Origin of the sequence: Methylophaga thalassica MP, assembly GCF_000214595.1 — a bacterium.
GTDB classification, from domain to species: Bacteria; Pseudomonadota; Gammaproteobacteria; order Nitrosococcales; family Methylophagaceae; genus Methylophaga; species Methylophaga thalassica.
On record NZ_AFIG01000001.1, the window covers coordinates 1,846,862 to 1,866,127 of the forward strand.

Annotated in this window: 19 protein-coding genes; 8 read left to right on the forward strand and 11 right to left on the reverse strand. The window is 44.7% G+C overall.

Features of this window, described 5'->3' with window-relative positions; translation table 11 throughout:
- Positions 1 to 7 precede the first annotated feature (7 nt).
- On the reverse strand, positions 8 to 1,204 hold the full coding sequence (hmpA, locus tag MAMP_RS08670; protein WP_007145643.1) for an NO-inducible flavohemoprotein: 1,197 nt from the start codon (positions 1,202 to 1,204) through the stop codon (positions 8 to 10).
- A gap of 189 nt (positions 1,205 to 1,393) precedes the next feature.
- Between hmpA and norR the strand changes: the two genes are divergently transcribed.
- Entirely contained in the window at positions 1,394 to 2,974 is a 1,581-nt protein-coding gene (gene norR, locus MAMP_RS08675; RefSeq protein WP_007145644.1) for a nitric oxide reductase transcriptional regulator NorR, read from the forward strand.
- A gap of 307 nt (positions 2,975 to 3,281) precedes the next feature.
- Here norR and MAMP_RS08680 read toward each other — a convergent pair whose 3' ends face one another.
- The 5 genes from MAMP_RS08680 to MAMP_RS08700 form a co-directional block, all read right to left on the reverse strand.
- Entirely contained in the window at positions 3,282 to 3,878 is a 597-nt protein-coding gene (locus tag MAMP_RS08680) for a hypothetical protein (protein WP_007145647.1), read from the reverse strand.
- 67 nt (positions 3,879 to 3,945) lie between these two features.
- Entirely contained in the window at positions 3,946 to 4,425 is a 480-nt protein-coding gene (locus tag MAMP_RS08685; RefSeq protein ID WP_007145648.1) for a hypothetical protein, read from the reverse strand.
- Positions 4,426 to 4,505: 80 nt separating this feature from the next.
- Positions 4,506 to 4,709 carry a hypothetical protein gene (locus MAMP_RS08690; RefSeq protein ID WP_007145649.1) on the reverse strand — a complete coding sequence of 68 codons (204 nt, stop codon included), beginning with the start codon at positions 4,707 to 4,709 and terminating at the stop codon, positions 4,506 to 4,508.
- 118 nt (positions 4,710 to 4,827) lie between these two features.
- Entirely contained in the window at positions 4,828 to 5,151 is a 324-nt protein-coding gene (locus tag MAMP_RS08695) for a barstar family protein (RefSeq protein WP_040576257.1), read from the reverse strand.
- A gap of 91 nt (positions 5,152 to 5,242) precedes the next feature.
- Positions 5,243 to 5,608 carry a hypothetical protein gene (locus MAMP_RS08700; protein WP_040576258.1) on the reverse strand — a complete coding sequence of 122 codons (366 nt, stop codon included), beginning with the start codon at positions 5,606 to 5,608 and terminating at the stop codon, positions 5,243 to 5,245.
- A 547-nt stretch (positions 5,609 to 6,155) separates the two neighbouring features.
- Here MAMP_RS08700 and MAMP_RS08710 point away from each other — a divergent pair.
- The 6 genes from MAMP_RS08710 (at position 6,156) to dbpA (ending at position 12,180) form a co-directional block, all read left to right on the forward strand.
- Positions 6,156 to 6,944, forward strand: coding sequence for a TOBE domain-containing protein (locus tag MAMP_RS08710; RefSeq protein WP_007145651.1), 789 nt, complete (start codon positions 6,156 to 6,158; stop codon positions 6,942 to 6,944).
- 15 nt (positions 6,945 to 6,959) lie between these two features.
- The gene (gene modA, locus MAMP_RS08715; protein WP_007145652.1) at positions 6,960 to 7,715 is read left to right on the forward strand and encodes a molybdate ABC transporter substrate-binding protein; all 756 of its coding nucleotides are present in this window, start codon (positions 6,960 to 6,962) and stop codon (positions 7,713 to 7,715) included.
- A 22-nt stretch (positions 7,716 to 7,737) separates the two neighbouring features.
- A complete protein-coding gene (modB, locus tag MAMP_RS08720) occupies positions 7,738 to 8,415 on the forward strand; it encodes a molybdate ABC transporter permease subunit (RefSeq protein WP_007145653.1) in 678 nt (225 codons plus the stop codon).
- Positions 8,412 to 9,488, forward strand: coding sequence for a molybdenum ABC transporter ATP-binding protein (modC, locus tag MAMP_RS08725; RefSeq protein ID WP_007145654.1), 1,077 nt, complete (start codon positions 8,412 to 8,414; stop codon positions 9,486 to 9,488). The genes modB and modC overlap by 4 nt, the downstream gene beginning before the upstream one ends.
- 185 nt (positions 9,489 to 9,673) lie before the next feature.
- Positions 9,674 to 10,588 carry an ADP-ribosyl-[dinitrogen reductase] hydrolase gene (draG, locus tag MAMP_RS08730; protein ID WP_007145656.1) on the forward strand — a complete coding sequence of 305 codons (915 nt, stop codon included), beginning with the start codon at positions 9,674 to 9,676 and terminating at the stop codon, positions 10,586 to 10,588.
- A gap of 209 nt (positions 10,589 to 10,797) precedes the next feature.
- The gene (gene dbpA, locus MAMP_RS08735) at positions 10,798 to 12,180 is read left to right on the forward strand and encodes an ATP-dependent RNA helicase DbpA (protein WP_007145657.1); all 1,383 of its coding nucleotides are present in this window, start codon (positions 10,798 to 10,800) and stop codon (positions 12,178 to 12,180) included.
- Positions 12,181 to 12,191: 11 nt separating this feature from the next.
- Here dbpA and MAMP_RS08740 read toward each other — a convergent pair whose 3' ends face one another.
- Entirely contained in the window at positions 12,192 to 12,866 is a 675-nt protein-coding gene (locus MAMP_RS08740) for a class I SAM-dependent methyltransferase (RefSeq protein WP_007145658.1), read from the reverse strand.
- Between the two features lie 105 nt (positions 12,867 to 12,971).
- Positions 12,972 to 14,723 carry a pyrroloquinoline quinone-dependent dehydrogenase gene (locus MAMP_RS08745; protein WP_007145659.1) on the reverse strand — a complete coding sequence of 584 codons (1,752 nt, stop codon included), beginning with the start codon at positions 14,721 to 14,723 and terminating at the stop codon, positions 12,972 to 12,974.
- Positions 14,724 to 14,829: 106 nt separating this feature from the next.
- On the opposite strand from MAMP_RS08745, the gene MAMP_RS08750 reads away from it, so the two are divergent.
- Entirely contained in the window at positions 14,830 to 15,216 is a 387-nt protein-coding gene (locus MAMP_RS08750) for an acyl-CoA thioesterase (protein WP_007145660.1), read from the forward strand.
- 66 nt (positions 15,217 to 15,282) lie between these two features.
- Here MAMP_RS08750 and MAMP_RS08755 read toward each other — a convergent pair whose 3' ends face one another.
- From MAMP_RS08755 to fdhF, 3 genes are read right to left on the reverse strand one after another with little or no spacing between them, the layout of a single operon-like run.
- Entirely contained in the window at positions 15,283 to 15,537 is a 255-nt protein-coding gene (locus tag MAMP_RS08755; RefSeq protein ID WP_007145661.1) for a formate dehydrogenase subunit delta, read from the reverse strand.
- A gap of 13 nt (positions 15,538 to 15,550) precedes the next feature.
- A complete protein-coding gene (gene fdhD, locus MAMP_RS08760) occupies positions 15,551 to 16,381 on the reverse strand; it encodes a formate dehydrogenase accessory sulfurtransferase FdhD (protein WP_007145662.1) in 831 nt (276 codons plus the stop codon).
- Positions 16,381 to 19,257: a formate dehydrogenase subunit alpha gene (gene fdhF / locus MAMP_RS08765; protein WP_007145663.1), complete on the reverse strand. Its 2,877-nt coding sequence runs from the start codon at positions 19,255 to 19,257 to the stop codon at positions 16,381 to 16,383. The genes fdhD and fdhF overlap by 1 nt, the downstream gene beginning before the upstream one ends.
- Positions 19,258 to 19,266 lie beyond the last annotated feature (9 nt).

The window sequence follows — 19,266 nt, forward strand, 5'->3', positions numbered from 1 at the left end:
GGTGAGGTTAAATAATCTCGTCATGTGGGCCGAATGTTTCAAAATGAATACGCTCAGAAGGCACACCATTCACATGCAGTTGCAAGCGTACAAAGCGCATAAACTCCAGTGGGCCGCACAGATACACATCGACATTATTGAAATCGACTATGTCTCTGAGCAGGTTGATATCCATCAAGCCTAAATTGATATCATCTGACACATGGGTTTCTTCGCTATACCAATAAAACTCATGCAGATTAGGCCGCGTCATTTTCAACGCCGCCAAACGCTGCTTAAATGAATGTTGCTGAGCGTTTTTGCAGGTATGTAAAAAGAAAATATCGTGCTGATAAGCTTCATCACTAACTAATGTCTCCAGCATAGACATCATTGGCGTTAAGCCAACTCCGCCAGAAATCAACATCACCGGTCTGCTGGGTTGGGTTAAAAAGAAAGCGCCCGCCGGTGGCATTAATTCAACTGTGTCCCCCACTTCCACCTCATCATGCAGATGATTAGACACCATACCTTTTATAGGAGAACGCTCACGCTTCACACTAATGCGGTAATGATCAGGATGATATTTATCTGAGAGTGAATATTGGCGAATCTCAACATGCTCGGCATTATCAGGTTTCACCCTGACAGCAATATACTGGCCCGGCTGATACTGTCTTATCGGCTGTCCATCCACCGGTTCAAAAATAAAACTGGTCACTAACTCAGACTCTTTGTTTTTGTCTTTGACTCGAAACGCTCTAGGTCCGGTCCAGCCACCCTGCTCTTCTCTACTGTATTGATAAAGCGCTTTTTCACGGTCGATTAATACCGTTGCCAATAACTGATAGGCTTTTATCCAGGCTTCAGCCACATCATCGGTAAACTCATCGGGCGCTAACTCTCGTAAGGTTTCAATCAGATGATGACCAACAATCTGATATTGCTCAGGCTGAATATCAAAACTGGTGTGTTTCTGTGCGATGCGCTCGACCAAATCACCTAGCTCAGCCAGGTTATCAATGTATTTGGCATAAGCCGCAACCGCGCTAAACAACGCAAATTGCTGACGACCGCTTTTTTGATTGCTCAAGTTAAAGATATCTTTTAGCTCTGGGTTAGCCGTAAACATACGCTGATAAAAATGATCAGTGACCGCTGTGCCGGCCCCTTCCAGTAAGGGAATGGTGCTTTTTACGATTTGAATAGTGCGTGTATCTAACATGTTGTCCTCGCTGTGCTGTTTTTATGTATTGCTACTCACACATTGCAGAAGCTATGCCAGATAAACCTGCTTATATAATTCAATCACTTAGTCATATATAATTTATCAAACGTGTCGTTTTGACCTACATAACATTAAGTCATATTGACCTACTCATGTTTTTATAACCTGATTAAAAAGAACAGCCTAATGTCATTAAACAGCCATCACCTTTTAGTGGAAGTCGCCCTGGACTTAGCTAACAGTTTAAATACCGGAGACCGGTTTGATCGCCTGTTAGGCTCGATAAGAAAAGCCATATCCTGTGATGCTGTGGTATTACTCGGCTTTCGTGATGGCATGCTGACCCCATTAGCCATGCAGGGATTATCGTCAGACGTATTAGGCAGGCGCTTTTTACTTGCAGAACACCCACGACTTCAACATATCTGTGAGTCAAACAAACCTCTGTTATTTGCTAACGACTGTGATTTACCCGATCCCTATGATGGTTTGTTGGTATCTCAATTAGGTAACTTACCCATTCATTCCTGTATGGGCTTACCCCTGTATTCAGACAATCAGCTTATTGGTGTTGTCACTTTAGATAGCTTTAAACCACATGCTTTTGATGACATCGAATTAAAAACGCTGGAATTAATCACCGCTTTATCCGCTGCTACTTTAAAAACGGCATTAGAGTTCAAAAAGCTGGAGTTAAGTGCCCATCATGCCCAAGAAGTCGTCAAAGAGTTAACTCAGGAAGCCTTATTAAAAGACGGCGGCGAGATTATTGGGCAAAGCCCGGTGATGCAAACGCTGAAAAACAATATCGAACTGGTCTCAGGCTCCAATTTCACCGTACTGATTACTGGCGAAACCGGCGTCGGCAAAGAACTGGTAGCCAGGAAAATACATCAACTTTCAGATCGTAAAACGGCTCCGCTAGTGTATTTGAACTGTGCTTCCCTGCCAGAGTCATTGGTTGAAAGTGAGTTATTTGGCCACACCAAAGGCGCGTTTACCGGTGCAGATAAAGCCCGTGCTGGTAAGTTTCAGTTAGCTAATGGTGGCACTTTGTTTCTGGATGAGGTCGGTGAGTTACCCCTCAGCACACAAAGCAAATTATTACGGGTGTTGCAGTCGGGCGAGATTCAACCTGTCGGCCAAGACAAAGTCGAACATGTGGATGTACGCATTATTGCTGCCACTAATAGAAATCTGGAAAAAGAAGTCGAGAATGAACAGTTCCGCTCCGACCTTTATCATCGTCTGATGGTGTACCCCATTCACCTTCCCAGCCTGAAAGATCGTGGAGAAGACGTGTTGCTTTTGGCCGGATATTTTCTCGAACGCATCAGTCGCCAATTAAATATCCGCCAGCTTCGATTAACGTCAGAAGCCAACACCAGCCTGCTTAATTATTCCTGGCCTGGCAATGTACGTGAGCTGGAACATGTGATCAGCCGGGCAGCATTAAGAGCAAAAGCCATATCACCTCATCAGGCGATTGTGTCACTCACTTCTGAGTTACTTGAAATTACGTCTGAAAAACCCGTAGGCAACTTACCTGAGGTGGATACTAACCCAGCTAACAGCCTGCCCAATATGAGTTTAAAAACCGCGACGGAAGCCTTTCAAAAAAGAATCATCGCCCACGCATTACAACAAGCCGATGGTAACTGGGCACATGCGGCAAAACAGTTGCAGATGGATCGTTCAAACCTTATCCGCATGGCGAAACGGCTTAACATCAACGTTCATAAAAATACGCAGATAACGTTTAACTGACTCGATATAAGCAGATGAGAAAAGGGACAGACTTATTTTTCCGACTCATTCTCAAGTTTCAAATGTTCTAGCGCTTTGATTATCCGGTTTCATCTGTAGAACAAAACTTTCTAACCTATGAAAATAATCAAGTTGGCTGCCCCCTTGATTGTTTTCTACCCAGTCACCTAAATCACGATAGAAAATAGTTATGGGGTATTGTGGCTTGTTATTCATATTTTACTTTTAATGTTTAGTTCACATAACGACTGAAGCAGCAAAAAAACAAAAGCGAAGTGAAACGTAGCTTTTGGTTTTCCGACTGCCTTTACTTGTTAAACCTAGCTCGATATTCGCTGAGCTTCTTAACATACTGTTTGATGAACTCACTGTGTGCAAACTCTTTATCCAGTTTTAGAACTCTTTGAACCTCAGCGCTTATTTCTTCACACTGCTCAAAAGTAGCACCATTATTGCCATACAAAATCCCACTTGGCCATTCGTGCTCGGAGTATTCTAACCACGAGACTAAAGCCTTGAGCAAAAGCAACCTAGCTTCATCGTTGTTTGGATCAAGTTCATGGCTTTTGCTATATAAACTCAACTCACTGACCCAATTTAGCTCTTGGTGGAGTTGCTGGGCCTGATATATGTTTTGTGCAAGCTTACCCAGCCAAAGAGTACTATCAAAGTCATTGTTCTCGTAGCCGGATTTTAAAATTGGGTATACCAGTTCATGAAATATTTCATGACGAATTCTTGAATGCCTATTTGTTTGTAATGTAGGCAGAAACTCCCAAACCCATTCTTCTCTCTCTCGTCCATTTTCGAATGATGAAATAAAGTCACGTAGCGCCTTTGATGCCTGCTTCTTCAGTCCCTTTTCTTCTAGTTCTCTGAACTCTTGATAATGCTCGATAATCATAGAGGGTTAACGCTTCTATTCAGCCGACGCGTTAGCGGTCGGCTGCAGTGTTTTGTTAGATTTTGACTCAATTTTTGAGAGCATAATGTTTACCTGCTGGACTCTGAACTAGCTCTCTAATGAGTTCTTCCATGTGTTCGTATCCTTCCAAGAATAGTTCATCACCCTGAACTGTAATAAGCTCTATCGCATTATTGCGCTGAGTGAAATGATTAAAGGTAACCACTCTGTTTAACGGGAATGAAACTTTAGAACCACCCTTTTTTGTCGAATGAATCCACAAGTTATTACCCTCAACCTCAAGGCTATCCTCACTGCTGGTGTAAAGCACGAAAGGAATGTAGTTATTAAGTACGAGCACCATGCCAGCAATCATCATTATTAATGAGAGTGCCAGCCCAAACCACAACAACACAACATCCGTATTTGAGTACTTTGTGTATATCCAGAACACCATACAGCCGGTAATAAACATCCAAAAAAGTAATTTACCTAAATAAAAAACATGCTCCTTAAGGCGTTCTTTATATGGCTGCTTGTATTGCATATTTAAAAATCTAACGCGGAGCACAGCGGCCATCGGCCGCGTACTGATGCGGATTGTTAGAAGCCGACATGGCTCGGAGTTTAATCTTCACTTTCTCCCCCGGTAACGGAAAATTCGAGGGCACTGCCAGCCTGGGTGTCTACGAAAAAGCGAGTACCATCCGAAAACTCCAATACAACCTCATGGATTCTCGGCCTCATCACACGAGCAAGAACCTTATCCACCAGCAAATCCTGAATAGCTCCGGCCTCACGTCCAAGACTATCTTTATCTTCCTGACTCATCTTTTACCACCCAGAAGGCTTTTAACGCCGCCAGCAGGGGCCGAAAAACCAGAGCGAAGCGGCGGTTTTTTGGTCCCTCTGGCTGGCCTTGTTAGCACTGGTGCTTGCTACTTGATTACTATTCATTTTCGAACTCTATCCCTTCGCTCGATGGACTATCCTGCCGAAATACAACTTCACGATCGGGATACTCTTTTTCGTAGTCTCGTAAGCACTCGACAAAGCCATCATGTAGCTCAGGAAGAAAACTTTTGAGTGCAGCCAAGCCCTCAACTACTAGTTTCCGAGGCATAGATGATTGATCTTCATCCGTGATGCAATCCCAGAATGCATTTAGGTTGTAGCCATAGTACCCAGGAAAATTGAGTTTCTTGGATACGTACTCATGGAACGTTTCTTCATCCATGATTCCTGACATATCTATGAGTAATTCTTCGTTCATCGTTTTGTAGTGCTAACGCCAGCAATAAGCGGCGGCCTGACAAGGCCGTCCGGTGTAGGGCCAACGGCCCGGAACAACCTTGATTGCCTTGTTATGTGTTGTCATCGATACACACCGGTATCAGGTCAAATGCCAACTTGTACCCGATTTTGCGAAGGTTGGCCTCAAGCTCTTCCAGTGCCGCTTTGCTGGTGCGTCTTGACTGAATAACGTAGATACGCCACCGATCCCAGTTGTTAACGATGCCCTCAACGGCATCCCGAGTGGCCGACCTGGAATCATCAAAACCGAACTCAAAGCCACAAGAGCACATCTGAAAGGAGGGAGCACCGTCAGGATAGTAAGGAGGTGAAGTGAACTCCGGGCTTCCACACACAGGGCACAAAAAAACGCCTTCCTCGTCCTGCCGAATAAGAAAGTGCTCGCCTTCCGGTGTGACGCAGTGGTGTTCTTTCATGGCACTCTTTTACACATAACAGTGTCTTTTATGAAGCCTGTGGCTTCATAATAAATATTAAAGAAGTCACTTTATAATTCCATTTTAAAATTTCTAAGCATTTGATTAAAAAAGAAACGACGATTAATTTTTTTGGAAAATAGAGCCAAAAAGTTGGAATGGGCTGGAAAAGTAGAGCTATATTTTGATTCTCTTGGAAGTCAGAGTATTTCGGAGAAAAAGCGATATTCATATTGAAGCATCCATTTCTATGTTCCTTTAAATCCTTTAACAAGCTGATGTTTAAATCGCAATGCAATCTATTGATATTAGGTCAATATTCCATAGTTTTAACTGTTGAGCAACATTCAGAAGCATTCAATGATAAAAAGCTGATGATGTATCCATCATGATTCTCTGCACTATTGCAGATAACCACATCATTTTTAGTTCTCTCATTTTTGAAGCTATTACAAATCACGCAATGCATTAAAGCTGAGATTGTAGTGTTTCTCATACCGATATATAGTTATACCTACTATCGGTATTTAGAGACAATAAAAATCACATGACTGAACCACATGCAGACACCACATCGGCTTTATTCAGTCGTGGTCGTAAATACGATCATATGGCGTTGTTGGAGCAGATTGATGTCACAGGTTCAATTCGCGCCGCAGCAACAGCATTAGGTATGACCTATAAAACCGCCTGGGATGCTGTTGAAGCTATTAATAATATGACCGACAGTCCTCTGGTAGAACGTCGCAAAGGTGGGCGTGATGGGGGTGGAGCCAAGTTGACTGATCATGGCCGTCGGCTTATCGGCACATTTCGTCGGCTAGATGAAGAACGTGAACGCGTTCTGCTGCAATTAAATGATGTGGTAGATGACTTTGACACCTACTATCAACTCATCAGGAGGTTTGATTTGAAAACCAGTGCCCGTAATCAGTTTCTTGGCAAAGTGAAAACAATCAAACAAGGCGAGATTTTAAACGAAGTGATTTTGGATATCGGTGGTCACGATGAAATTGTTGCTAATATTACGTCCGACAGTCTTGAACATTTGGGGCTTGAGCAAGGTACAGAAGCCTATGCGATGATTAAAGCCTCGTGGATCATTCTGACCTTAGACCATCAGATAAAAACCAGTGCCCGCAATAAGCTCACAGGCAAAGTTGCACGCTGTCATGAGGGCGCGATCAATACAGAAGTCATTATTGAACTCAACGGGGGCAAAACACTGGCTGCCACCATCACTAATGAGAGTGCCCATGAACTGAATCTCAAACCGGAGACACAGGTCACGGCATTAATTAAAGCGTCCAACGTTATCGTTGCTGTTGCGAGTTAATACTGAGATATCACAATGAAACCATTACAAAAACTTCTTACCACCCTTTTCTTTTTATTTGCTCTTGGTAATGTTCAGGCGCAAACCGTGATGGTGGCGGTGGCAGCCAATTTCACCGAACCTATGCAGGAAATTGCTGCTGCCTTTGATAAAGAGACGGGTAATAACACGATGCTGTCTTTTGCCTCATCCGGTAAGTTTTTTGCCCAGATAAAAAATGGTGCGCCTTTTGATGTCTTTCTCTCTGCCGATGCCGCCAAACCATTAGCCCTTGAAGAAGCTGGTCTCAGTGTCAAAGACACTCGTTTTACTTATGCTCAGGGCGCATTGATTTTATGGTCACCCAAAGCGGATTTTGTCGATAGTCAGAGTCCAGACGTGTTAACAAACGGTCAATTTAAACATCTGTCTTTAGCTAATCCCAAGCTTGCGCCTTATGGCACGGCTGCCATCGAAACATTAAAGAATCTGGGTGTTTATGAGGATGTCGCTAAAAAAATTGTGATGGGAGAAAATATTGCTCAGGCGTATCAATTTGTCACCACACATAATGCACAGCTGGGTTTTGTGGCTTTGTCACAGGTCATGAAGCAAGGCAAGCTAAGTTCTGGCTCCGGCTGGATTGTGCCTAAAGACCTGTATTCGCCTATTCGTCAGGATGCCGTCTTACTCAAAAAAGCAGAACAAAATGACGCGGCAAAAGCCCTGCTTGACTACCTTAAATCTGACAAAGCCCTGGCGATTATCGAATCCTATGGTTACTCACACTAAGTCCAAATTAACCTAAGACATCATGTTCAGCGACGCGAATCTCACTGCTATTTTACTGACGGCGAAACTGGCTAGTATCGTGACTATTTTGCTGTTACTAATCAGTACACCTATCGCGTGGTGGCTGGCTCGCACCCGTTGTCGTGCCAAAGTAGCTATTGAGGCATTGGTGGCAATGCCGATAGTCTTACCACCGTCGGTTATCGGTTTTTATTTATTGGTCGCCATGGGTCCTGAAGGTCCGGTGGGGCAATTGACGCAGGCACTTGGTTTGGGCACCTTACCTTTTACCTTTAGCGGACTGGTGATTGCGTCCATCTTTTATTCCCTGCCTTTTGTGGTGCAACCGATACAGTTGGCCTTTGAAAATATTAATGAACATTATCTGGAAGCCGCTGCCACACTGGGCGCCAGTCCGCTCGATCGCTTTTTCACTATTGCCTTGCCGCTTGCCATACCTGGATTTTTAACCGGCGGCATTCTTGGCTTTGCTCACACCGTTGGTGAGTTTGGTGTGGTGTTAATGATTGGTGGCAATATTCCCGACGTTACACGGGTTGTCTCTGTGCAGATTTATGATTATGTCGAAGCCTTAGAGTACGGGCAGGCATGGGAGCTATCGGCGATTATGATTGCGTTTTCATTTGTCACTTTGTTATTGCTCTACCTGTTTAACCCCAATAAAAGAAAACTCGCATGAGCAAGTCTGGCATCGAAACGCGTTTTTATCTTCAACATCCGGGCTTTACGCTGGATATTGATCTGACCATTCCTGATCAAGGTGTCACAGCTTTGTTTGGCCCGTCCGGTTCGGGAAAATCCACCATCCTACGTTGTATTGCCGGTCTGGAAAAAGCCAAGGGCAAATTCGTCTTTGATGGCAACGTCTGGCAGGATGACAACACCTTTATTCCACCTCACCAGCGTCCGATTGCCTATGTATTTCAGGAGTCGTCTTTATTCCCTCATCTCAGTGTGATGGCCAATTTGAACTATGCGTTTAAACGTAGAAAACAAAACAACCATGAATTTTCACTGGATAAAGCCATTGAGTTATTAGGCATTGCACACTTACTTGACCGCAAACCTGCCAAATTATCCGGTGGTGAAAAACAACGGGTTGCCATAGCACGCAGCCTGGCAGTGAACCCAAAACTCTTATTGATGGATGAACCATTAGCGGCACTGGATGTAGCCAGAAAACGTGAGTTTTTGCCTTTTTTAGAAAAGCTGCATGACACACTTAAAATGCCGGTGATATATGTGAGTCACTCCCCCACTGAAGTTGCGCGATTAGCAGATCATATCGTGTTACTAAAAGAAGGTCGGGTTGAAGCTACTGGCCCGCTCAATCACACACTCTCCCGGCTGGATTTATCTTCACAAATGGATGAGCAAGCTAGCGTCATCATTGAAGCCAGGATTGAACAACTTCAGTCTGAATGGCACCTTGCTGAGGCTGCGTTTGAGGGTGGCAGCATGTGGGTTAGAGATATGAATTTTGTTATCGGCAGTCAGGTACGTCTGCAAGTACTGGCTCGCGATGTCAGTCTCACCCTATCTCCTGATAAAGATTCCAGTATTGCCAATACAATCGAGGCCATCATCGAAGAAGTCGGCGCTGGTGATCATCCAGCCATCTTATTAGTGAGACTTAAGATCGGCGCTAATTTTCTACTTAGCCGTCTTACCTCACGCTCATTTCATCATCTCGGCGTTTCTGTCGGTGATAAAGTCTGGGCGCAAATTAAATCCGCTGCCATCATCGAATAACCGCATTTCTTCTAGCTCGTTCCAGCCTTTTCCAATACATCATCATCCATGTCTGTGATTTGAATAGAACAACAGGCATTTCATCATCTTCATGATCAGGATCAATGTCGCGATACATTCTCAGCTTTATTATTGGCGGCAGTTTTTTGGAATACCCGACAAATGGATAATAAGGCTCAATAAAGATGAATTCAGATGCAACGATAACAGCATCTTCTCTCTATGATCGTGCTTTAGGCGCTTATCTTGGTTTTGCTTGTGGTGATGCACTGGGTGCCACCTTGGAATTTATGACACCAGAACAGATTCAGGCAAGCTTTGGTGTTCACAAAGATATTACCGGCGGTGGCTGGTTAAGATTGCCCAAAGGTCATGTAACCGATGCCACCGAGATGACCTTGACGCTGGGCCAAGCGATTATCGACGCGCAGGGCTGGGATATCAAAACGACTGCCGACTACTTTGTTGTGTGGTTAAGCAAACATCCGACCGATATCAGTGAAGCAGTCCTTCGGGGAATTCGTCGCTATAAAAATACCGGTGAGATCATTGCTCCTTATGACGAACATGACGCTGGTAATGGCGCCTGTAGCCGAATATTACCTTTGGCTTTGATCTGTCTATATCGAGATGATGAGTTTGAACACTGGCTTTGTGAACAAAATCATTTTACTCACCACAACAGCTTATCTGACCGAGCCAGTAAGATGCTGGGATATCTGATAAAGCATTTAATTCGGCAAGAAACTGATTTGGCTGAACACACCATTTCTGAGTTCATTGAAAAAGAGCCCTTGTTTGCTTTCTCACCCTACCCTGGTCATAGCTCTGGCTATATCGTGGATACCATGCAAACCGTGCTGCATTTTTTTCATGCTACCGATGGCCTGGAATCCTGTGTGATTAAGACGGTCAATATGGGCGGTGATGCCAATACGGTGGGTGCTCTCGCCGGTATGTTGGCTGGCGCAAAATATGGCGTGGATGCTATTCCCGAGCGGTGGCTGAAACAACTTGATCCGGATGTTTATCAACAGATAAAAAGTCAGACAACCACCTTACTTTCATTAGCAGAAAAACTCGCCGAACAAGATCAATAAGATCTTTCTGCTGTGACGGCGAAGTGTTATGTCGCTTTGCTAAGGTGAGCAAGGTATAATTCTTTCCTATATTCAAAGGACTACTAGCTCCCTGAGTTTATCTCTCTCCCATTAAGAAGTTCAGTCTTGATTGTGGAACAACGCTAAGTCTTATTTTCATATCCGCTGAACAGCCATCACGCATGCACGTGATTATTAATTGAGTTCCTATGTCAGATACTGCTTTTTCGTCCCTCCCCTTATCTCAGCCTCAACTGGATGCCTTAACCTCATTAGGTTATGACAGCATGACAGCCATTCAGGCAGAAACATTACCCTGGTTATTAAAAGGCCGCGATGTGGTCGCCCAGGCGAAAACCGGCAGTGGTAAAACGGCAGCGTTTGGAATCAGCGTATTAAATAGCATCAACCCGCGTTTCTTTGGGGTGCAAGCGTTAATCTTAAGTCCGACCCGCGAGCTGGCAGAACAAATCACCAGCGAATTACGCAAGCTCGCGCGTTTAATGCCGAACATCAAAGTCACCACCTTATGCGGTGGTAAACCCATCGGCCCACAAATTGCGTCACTAGAACATGGCACACATATCGTCGTGGGCACGCCGGGCCGGGTAAATGACTTACATAGCAAAAACTGTTTAAAGTTAGATCAACTTAAAGTACTGGTTCTCGATGAAGCGGATCGTATGTTGGATATGGGCTTTGCTGAAGTGATTCACCGCATCATTGATCAAACACCAGAATCGCGTCAGACCGCTCTGTTCTCTGCCACCTATCCTGATACGATTCAGCAGATGAGTGAATCCATCCAAAAGTCACCCGTATCAGTTAAGGTTATCTCTGAACATAAGCAAGATGTCATCGAGCAACTGTTTTTTGATATCAATAAAAATGAACGTGATCAGGCGTTAATCAAGCTGATTCAGCACTATAAACCGGCTAATGCTGTCATCTTCTGTCATACCAAAAAGCAGTGTGATGAAGTGGCTCAGTGGTTATCCAGTCAACAAATACAAGCGGCCGCTATTCATGGCGATCTTGAACAACGAGATCGTGATCAGGCACTGATTCGTTTTGCCAATAACAGTTGCCCGGTATTGGTCGCTACCGATGTTGCTGCCAGAGGTCTGGATATCGCCGCTCTGGAAATGGTCATTAACTATGAATTACCACGCGATCCGGAAGTGTATGTGCATCGTATCGGCCGTACCGGTCGTGCCGGTGAAAAAGGCATGGCGATCAGTATCGTCACACCAGCTGATGCGCCTCGGGTTGTTGCCATTGAAAACTATGTCTCCGAGCCGGTTCATTATGGCAATTTATCCAAGCTAAAGACCGATTCAGGTTTCACGCTGAAAGGCAAGATGACCACCATCCAGCTGGATAGTGGTCGTAAAAATAAAATACGCCCTGGTGATATTTTAGGTGCCTTAACTGGCGATGCGGGTTTAAACGGTCAGCAAATAGGCAAGATTGATATTCGCGATATGTCCAGCTACGTGGCCGTTGAACACAGTGCCCTTAGGCAAGCAATGAATTACTTAGCCAAAGGCAAAGTGAAAGGCCGATCTGTTCGGGCCAGACAAATTCGTTAACTGATTGCTTGTTATTGCTTTTCGAGCACGTAAGTACGCCACATCGCATATTTGGGTAAAAAGTCGATGGCCGCTTTTACTTCAAACCCACTTTGGCGAAACTCATTTTCAATGGTGTGCTGATTAATCACAAAACGGTTTTGGTACTCTCTTGCGTGGCGTTTTTTCTCGAGCTTTTTACGACGCCAGGCCTTAAAGTTACCATCCACCCATAACGAAATAATCACGGTTTTTTGCGTTACCCGATGAAACTCTTTCAGCAGTGTTAAGCGATCTTGTGCATCACCAATATGGTGAATAAGACGAATACAGAAAATATTTTCTACAAAATTATCTGGTACATCCAGGCTGAACGCCGATGCCTGAAATGCTTCTACCCGTTGTGTAATCGCCTTGTCACGATACCGCATGCCAGTGTTTATCATGTCCTGGCTATAATCACTGGCAAAGATCTGGCGTTGTGGATTTTCACATAATAAAGACCAGAATCGGCCTGTACCACATGGCACATCTAATACCGTTTTTGGGTCACCTGCCAGTTTAAGTGCTTGTCTGGCCACTTGATGATCACGCCAGTTAGATAATTGACGCCATAAGCCATCCTGATGTTTTTCAAAATAAGCTTTCGCATGTGTATCATCATATTTATCTGAAAACTCAAGCGTTGTTTTAATATCTGTGGTCATCTCATCACCTACTTTTTTAAACTGAGGCTGAGTATGGTTAACAAATATTAAAAAAGACTTAACCGGTTTTTAATATTGCAACGTGGCGTTAACTTAAGTGAGATATTAATCCTTTAATGCCCATACTTTCATATAATCACCTGTTTCATAGCCGAATAATTTATTGCCACCACTGGCAACAGCAATATACTGCTTTCCTTCAATCTCATAACTGATTGGTGGCGCATTCACACCGGCTTCTGAGTGACCTTGCCATAACAGCTCACCTGAGGCCGCATCAAAGGCTAATAATCGACCATCCCCTTCACCTGTAAAGACAAGACCGGCAGCCGTGCTAAGCACGCCGCCTAATAATGGATTTGGAGTTTTATATTGCCAAACAATTTGGCCAGTATTGATATCGATCGCCGTTAATAGCCCATAGTGCTCAACATCATTCATGGGTGACATAGAAGAATATTTCACCCCTGACTCACCATCGCCGGTCCCCATTTGATGCAGGCGATAATTAATTGGCCAGTGAATACCCGCGATAAAAGCCAGTCCACGTTGTTGATCAACAGAAATAGGTGACCAGTTTGAACCGCCAAGTACGCCCGGGTAGATAACGGTACCCTCTTCACTAGGTAGTTTGAACATATTCTGTTGCGGCACATAGGCTTCGCTTCTAAATAACAGTTTGCCGGTGTTACGGTTTAACACATAAAACCAGCCCGTTTTTCCCGCCTGACCCAGCGCATTAATCTTTTTGCCATCAATATCCACAGTGAATAATGCCGGAGGGCTGGCCACATCATATCCCCATAGATCATGGGGGACTTGCTGGAAATACCACTTTACTTTGCCACTCATGGCATCTAATGCGACGATAGAAGATGTGTAGAGATTATCTCCAGGTCGTGATGAATCTTCCATCTGTGGCGATGGATTACCGGTGCCAAAAAATAGTGTATCGGTATCCTCATCTATTGCAGGCGTACTCCAGGCTGAGCCACCGCCATAACGCCAGGCATCAGGATATTCTGCTAACACCGCTTTTTCTTTTTCGATATCTCTGGGTAAGGCTTCACCACCCGGTGTAGTTGTGACGAACTGACCTTCCCAATTGTGTTCTGGAATGGTATCGAACTGCCATAAGGGTTTTCCGGTTTCAGCATCATAGGCAGCAAGAAAGCCTCTCCGTCCATACTCACCAGCGATACCCACCACAGCACCCAAAGGTGCATTAACGTCAGGAGAGTCGATATGTAAGCCATAACCAACACCTGTAATGCCAATAATGACCTGGCCTTTGTACACCATGGGTGCCATGTTGATACCGGCGCCTGATTTACCCGATACTTTTCCTTTAGCCTCGTCCCCCAGCGTAGCGATATCCTCCTGGATACCACTCTCACCCAGAGTGACATCTCTATCCCAGGCTAACTTGCCTGTTTGTCGATCCAAAGCAATCAACCGACCGTCTACTGTGCCCATATACACATGATAGTCATCAACAGCGACACCTCGATTCGCCGGACCACAACACATCTCACGGGATGTGATTCGCTCATGATGATAACGCCATATTTGTTGCCCCGTTTTGGCATCTAATGCCACCACATCATTAAAGGGTAAAGACAAGTACATCACCTTACCTTTGACAATAGGCGTTGCTTGAAAAGTGGCTTTAATACCGCTTTGATATTGCCACGCAGGCTGTAAGTTCTGGATGGTATCTTGATTAATTTGTGTCAGCGGTGAATGTCTTTGATGCCATTGGTTACCACCAAATACAGGCCATTGATTTTCATCAGCATTGGCCTGCACATTTAATATACTGAAAACAACGACGATACAAAGCTGTCTTAATTTCATCATCCACTCCACTTATTCTGCTTGATAAAATCACTATACATGAGAAGTCTCTGTATTTTTTGTATAACAAAGACACGATAAATCTATTTTCAGTTAAGGATTCGTAATGGAGTTACCACAAGATAAACATGCCGTTTTACGGATTATGGCCAGACCGAGTGATGTGAATATCGCTGGTGATATTTTTGGTGGTTGGTTAATGTCGCAATGTGATATTGCCGGTGGTATTTATGCCAGTCGTCTTGCCGGCGGCCGGGTTGTTACTGTCGCCGTCAATAATTTTCAGTTTATTGCGCCCGTGTTGGTGGCTGATATTGTCAGTATTTATGTGGATACAATACGTATCGGCACAACCTCTATCACCGTGAAAGTGACGGTATTAATTGAACGCCGTGATGGAAAAAATGAAACGACAATGAAAGTAGCAGAAGCTGACATTGTCTATGTTCATATTGATGAAAACCGCCAACCAGCCGCTATTACACAAGAATAATATCGACACATAAAATATAAGGCCTTAACGGCCTTATATTTGTTGCTTATGTTGAGAAGAAGTGGGTTAAACAGCTTGCTTCGTGGCAGCGGCTTCTTCCATGCCACTTTTAACTTGCTCTGCTGCTTCTTTCGCAATCGGATCCAGCTCAGCACCACCAGCATCCAGATATTCCACTAAATCTTCTTTCATCTTTCTGGCCCAGAAGCGCTTGATATGACTGGCAACACGTTCAGCTGCCTCTTTATCTTCGTAAGCGCGATTATTGGCCGCGATTTGGTTAATCATTTTGATCAAAGTTTCAACCGGACTATGACTCATTTTGTTACTTTCCTTACATTGCCCTGTGGGCTTTTTCGTGATCATATTGAGTAAACGGATCGTGATAAATGACGTGACGACCAGAACGGGCAAAGCCAACCAGCTTCAGACCCACATGCTGTGCTTGTTCAATCGCTAAAGATGTGGGGGCAGACACAGCCACAAGACAGCCAAAACCAGCGCTGGCTGTTTTCTGTACCATCTCATAGCTGGCACGACTGGTGACTAAAACAAAACCGTCATGTGGCGATAATCCGGCTTTAACATGCGCTCCGATGAGTTTATCCAGTGCATTGTGTCTGCCGACATCTTCCCTCGTTAGCACAATATTGCCCTCAAGATCACACCAAGCTGCTGCATGGGTCGCCCCTGTCAGTTGCTGAAGCTGTTGGTATTGCTTGATATTATTCAAGGCTGTCTGGATAACATCATCCGCAACTTGCACCGACTGAACGGGTTTAATCGGGCGAATAGCCTGTTTAAGTGATTCAACACCACATAAACCACAGCCAGTTCGGCCAACTAAACTGCGCCGACGCTCACGTAATGCATCAAACTTTTCATCAGCAATCATCAATCGGACACTGATGCCATTACTATTCGACTGCACATGAATATGGCTAACCTGTTCGGCATTATCCACAATATCTTCAGTCAAACTAAACCCCAGAGCAAAGTCAGCTAAATCTGCCGGTGTCGCCATCATCACCGCATGAGAAATGGTGTTGTAAACCAGTGCAACAGGTATTTCAACAGCAATGTCGTCATGCTGATATTGAGTAGCCGATTCATTGTGATGAACGGCTACCTCAACATCAACTGTCGTTTTATCAACGCTTGTCATTACTCAGCTTCTACCTCTGAGTGAGCCGTGTCTGCTGCCCCTTTCAGTAGTTTCATCTGCAACGCTTCAAATGATTTGAAGTTTTGCTGCCACTCTGAAGGTTGGCTGACTCGTTCAACCTGAACGGCTGTCACTTTATACTCAGGACAGTTGGTCGCCCAGTCAGAGTTATCGGTGGTAATAACGTTGGCACCGCTACCAGGATGATGGAATGTGGTGTAAACCACGCCCGGCAGGACTTTATCGGTAATGCGAGCACGCAATACCGTTTGTCCGGCTCGACTGGTAATACCTAACCAGTCATTCTCTTTAATACCCCGTACTTCAGCATCAGATGGATGAATATCCAATACGTCCTCATTATGCCAGGCCTGATTCTCAGTACGACGTGTTTGAGCACCGACGTTGTATTGAGACAGGATACGTCCGGTTGTGAGTAATAATGGGAAACGACTATTAGTACGTTCATCCGTCGCCACGTATTCAGTGACACTGAAACGACCCTTACCAATCGGGAAATCATCCACATGCATGGTAGGCATACCCACTGGATTTTCATCATTACATGGCCATTGAATACTGCCCAGCTCGTCAAGACGATCATAGTTAACACCGGTAAAGGTAGGTGTCAACGAGGCAATTTCATCCATAATTTCTGATGGATGGTTGTAATGCATGGGATAACCAAGGGCATTCGACAAGTCCACTGTGATTTCCCAGTCTTCCTTACCTGCTATTGGTGGCATCACTTTACGTACGCGGTTGATACGGCGTTCCGCGTTAGTGAATGTACCGTTCTTCTCAAGGAATGAAGACCCCGGTAATAACACGTGTGCAAATTTGGCTGTTTCATTCAGGAACAGATCCTGAACAATCAAACACTCTAAAGAACGCAGTGCTTTTTCCACATGCTGTGTGCCTGGATCAGACTGAGCAATATCCTCACCCTGAACATATAAGGCTTTAAATTCACCAGCAATCGCTGAATCAAACATATTAGGGATACGCAGACCTGGTTCATTATCCAGTTTCACACCCCAGACTGATTCAAAGTGTGAACGCGCAGTATCATCTGAAACGTGTTGATAGCCTGGCAATTCATGTGGGAATGAGCCCATATCGCATGAACCCTGCACATTATTCTGACCACGAAGTGGGTTCACGCCCACACCTTCGCGACCGATATTACCGGTTGCCATCGCCAGGTTAGCAATACCCATGACCATGGTTGAACCTTGACTATGTTCGGTCACACCCAGACCGTAGTAAATCGCGCCGTTCTTCGCTGTCGCATAAGTTCTGGCCGCTTGACGTACTTTGTCGGCGGCGACACCGGTTGTGGCTTCAACGGCTTCTGGTGAATGACGTTCATCACGAATGAACTCACGCCATTTTTCATAACTTTCCATATCACAGCGTTTTTCCACAAAGGCTCTGTCTTCCAGGCCTTCTGTCACTACGACGTGTGCAATAGCATTAACCAGCGCCACATTAGAACCTGGGCGTAAAGCTAAATGTTGTGCTTTTTTCAAATGCGGAGTTTTCAACAGATCAATATGACGTGGATCCGCCACAATCAAGTCGGCTCCTTCACGCAGACGACGACGCATCATTGAACCAAATACCGGATGCGCATCCGTTGGGTTAGCACCGATAACCATGATGACATCAGATTTCATTACAGAATCGAAGTTCTGCGTACCCGCTGATTCACCCATGGTCACTTTCAGACCATAACCCGTTGGTGAGTGACAAACGCGTGCACAGGTATCCGTATTGTTATTACCAAATGCTGCACGGACTAATTTTTGAACCAAATAACTTTCTTCGTTAGTACAGCGTGATGAGGTGATACCACCGACACTTTCACGACCGTATTTAGCTTGAATACCTTTCAGACGTGTTGCTGCAAAATTAATCGCCTCTTCCCAGCTAACTTCTTGCCAAGGATCGGTAATCGACTCACGAATCATCGGTGCTTTGATACGATCTTTATGCGTTGCATAACCAAAGGCAAAACGACCTTTCACACAAGAATGACCGTGGTTTGCGTCGCCGCCTTTATAAGGCACCATACGCACCACTTTGTCGCCTTTCATTTCAGCTTTAAATGAACAACCAACACCACAATAGGCACATGTGGTAACAACACTGTGCTCAGGTTGGCCCATTTCAATGATGCTTTTTTCCATTAGGGTGGAAGTTGGGCACGCTTGCACACACGCACCACAAGACACACACTCTGAATCCATAAAGTCTTCATTTTGACCAGCAGCGACTTTGGAATCAAAACCACGTCCATCTATCGTCAGAGCGAAGGTACCCTGCACTTCTTCACAGGCACGTACACAACGAGAGCAGACAATACATTTGCTTGGATCAAAACTGAAATATGGGTTGGAATTATCTTTTTCACTATCCAGATGGTTTTCACCTTGATAGCCATAACGTACTTCACGCAGGCCCACATCACCAGCCATATCCTGTAACTCACAGTTACCATTGGCAGGACAGGTCAGACAATCCAGAGGGTGATCTGAAATGTACAGTTCCATCACATTTCTGCGTAATTTGGCTAACTTGCTGTTTTGCGTGGTGACTTTCATGCCTTCATCAACAGTTGTTGTACATGAAGCCGGATAGCCACGTCGTCCTTCAATCTGTACAGCACATAAACGACAAGAACCAAAGGATTCCAGATTGTCGGTTGCACATAATTTTGGAATATTGATATTCGCTAACGATGCAGCACGCATTACTGACGTGCCTTCAGGCACTGTGATTTCCACACCGTCAATTTCTACAGTCACTAACTTCTCAGATACACGAGCTGGTGTACCGTAGTCTTTATTTGGATTAAATGTTTCAATTCTCATGTCGTCACT

What these genes read in the sequence shown, in the direction of transcription:
- hmpA (WP_007145643.1), bottom strand. Translation starts at nt 1,204, where the DNA reads ATGTTAGATACACGCACTATTCAAATCGTAAAAAGCACCATTCCCTTA.
- norR (WP_007145644.1), top strand. Translation starts at nt 1,394, where the DNA reads ATGTCATTAAACAGCCATCACCTTTTAGTGGAAGTCGCCCTGGACTTA.
- MAMP_RS08680 (WP_007145647.1), bottom strand. Translation starts at nt 3,878, where the DNA reads ATGATTATCGAGCATTATCAAGAGTTCAGAGAACTAGAAGAAAAGGGA.
- MAMP_RS08685 (WP_007145648.1), bottom strand. Translation starts at nt 4,425, where the DNA reads ATGCAATACAAGCAGCCATATAAAGAACGCCTTAAGGAGCATGTTTTT.
- MAMP_RS08690 (WP_007145649.1), bottom strand. Translation starts at nt 4,709, where the DNA reads ATGAGTCAGGAAGATAAAGATAGTCTTGGACGTGAGGCCGGAGCTATT.
- MAMP_RS08695 (WP_040576257.1), bottom strand. Translation starts at nt 5,151, where the DNA reads ATGAACGAAGAATTACTCATAGATATGTCAGGAATCATGGATGAAGAA.
- MAMP_RS08700 (WP_040576258.1), bottom strand. Translation starts at nt 5,608, where the DNA reads ATGAAAGAACACCACTGCGTCACACCGGAAGGCGAGCACTTTCTTATT.
- MAMP_RS08710 (WP_007145651.1), top strand. Translation starts at nt 6,156, where the DNA reads ATGACTGAACCACATGCAGACACCACATCGGCTTTATTCAGTCGTGGT.
- modA (WP_007145652.1), top strand. Translation starts at nt 6,960, where the DNA reads ATGAAACCATTACAAAAACTTCTTACCACCCTTTTCTTTTTATTTGCT.
- modB (WP_007145653.1), top strand. Translation starts at nt 7,738, where the DNA reads ATGTTCAGCGACGCGAATCTCACTGCTATTTTACTGACGGCGAAACTG.
- modC (WP_007145654.1), top strand. Translation starts at nt 8,412, where the DNA reads ATGAGCAAGTCTGGCATCGAAACGCGTTTTTATCTTCAACATCCGGGC.
- draG (WP_007145656.1), top strand. Translation starts at nt 9,674, where the DNA reads ATGAATTCAGATGCAACGATAACAGCATCTTCTCTCTATGATCGTGCT.
- dbpA (WP_007145657.1), top strand. Translation starts at nt 10,798, where the DNA reads ATGTCAGATACTGCTTTTTCGTCCCTCCCCTTATCTCAGCCTCAACTG.
- MAMP_RS08740 (WP_007145658.1), bottom strand. Translation starts at nt 12,866, where the DNA reads ATGACCACAGATATTAAAACAACGCTTGAGTTTTCAGATAAATATGAT.
- MAMP_RS08745 (WP_007145659.1), bottom strand. Translation starts at nt 14,723, where the DNA reads ATGAAATTAAGACAGCTTTGTATCGTCGTTGTTTTCAGTATATTAAAT.
- MAMP_RS08750 (WP_007145660.1), top strand. Translation starts at nt 14,830, where the DNA reads ATGGAGTTACCACAAGATAAACATGCCGTTTTACGGATTATGGCCAGA.
- MAMP_RS08755 (WP_007145661.1), bottom strand. Translation starts at nt 15,537, where the DNA reads ATGAGTCATAGTCCGGTTGAAACTTTGATCAAAATGATTAACCAAATC.
- fdhD (WP_007145662.1), bottom strand. Translation starts at nt 16,381, where the DNA reads ATGACAAGCGTTGATAAAACGACAGTTGATGTTGAGGTAGCCGTTCAT.
- fdhF (WP_007145663.1), bottom strand. Translation starts at nt 19,257, where the DNA reads ATGAGAATTGAAACATTTAATCCAAATAAAGACTACGGTACACCAGCT.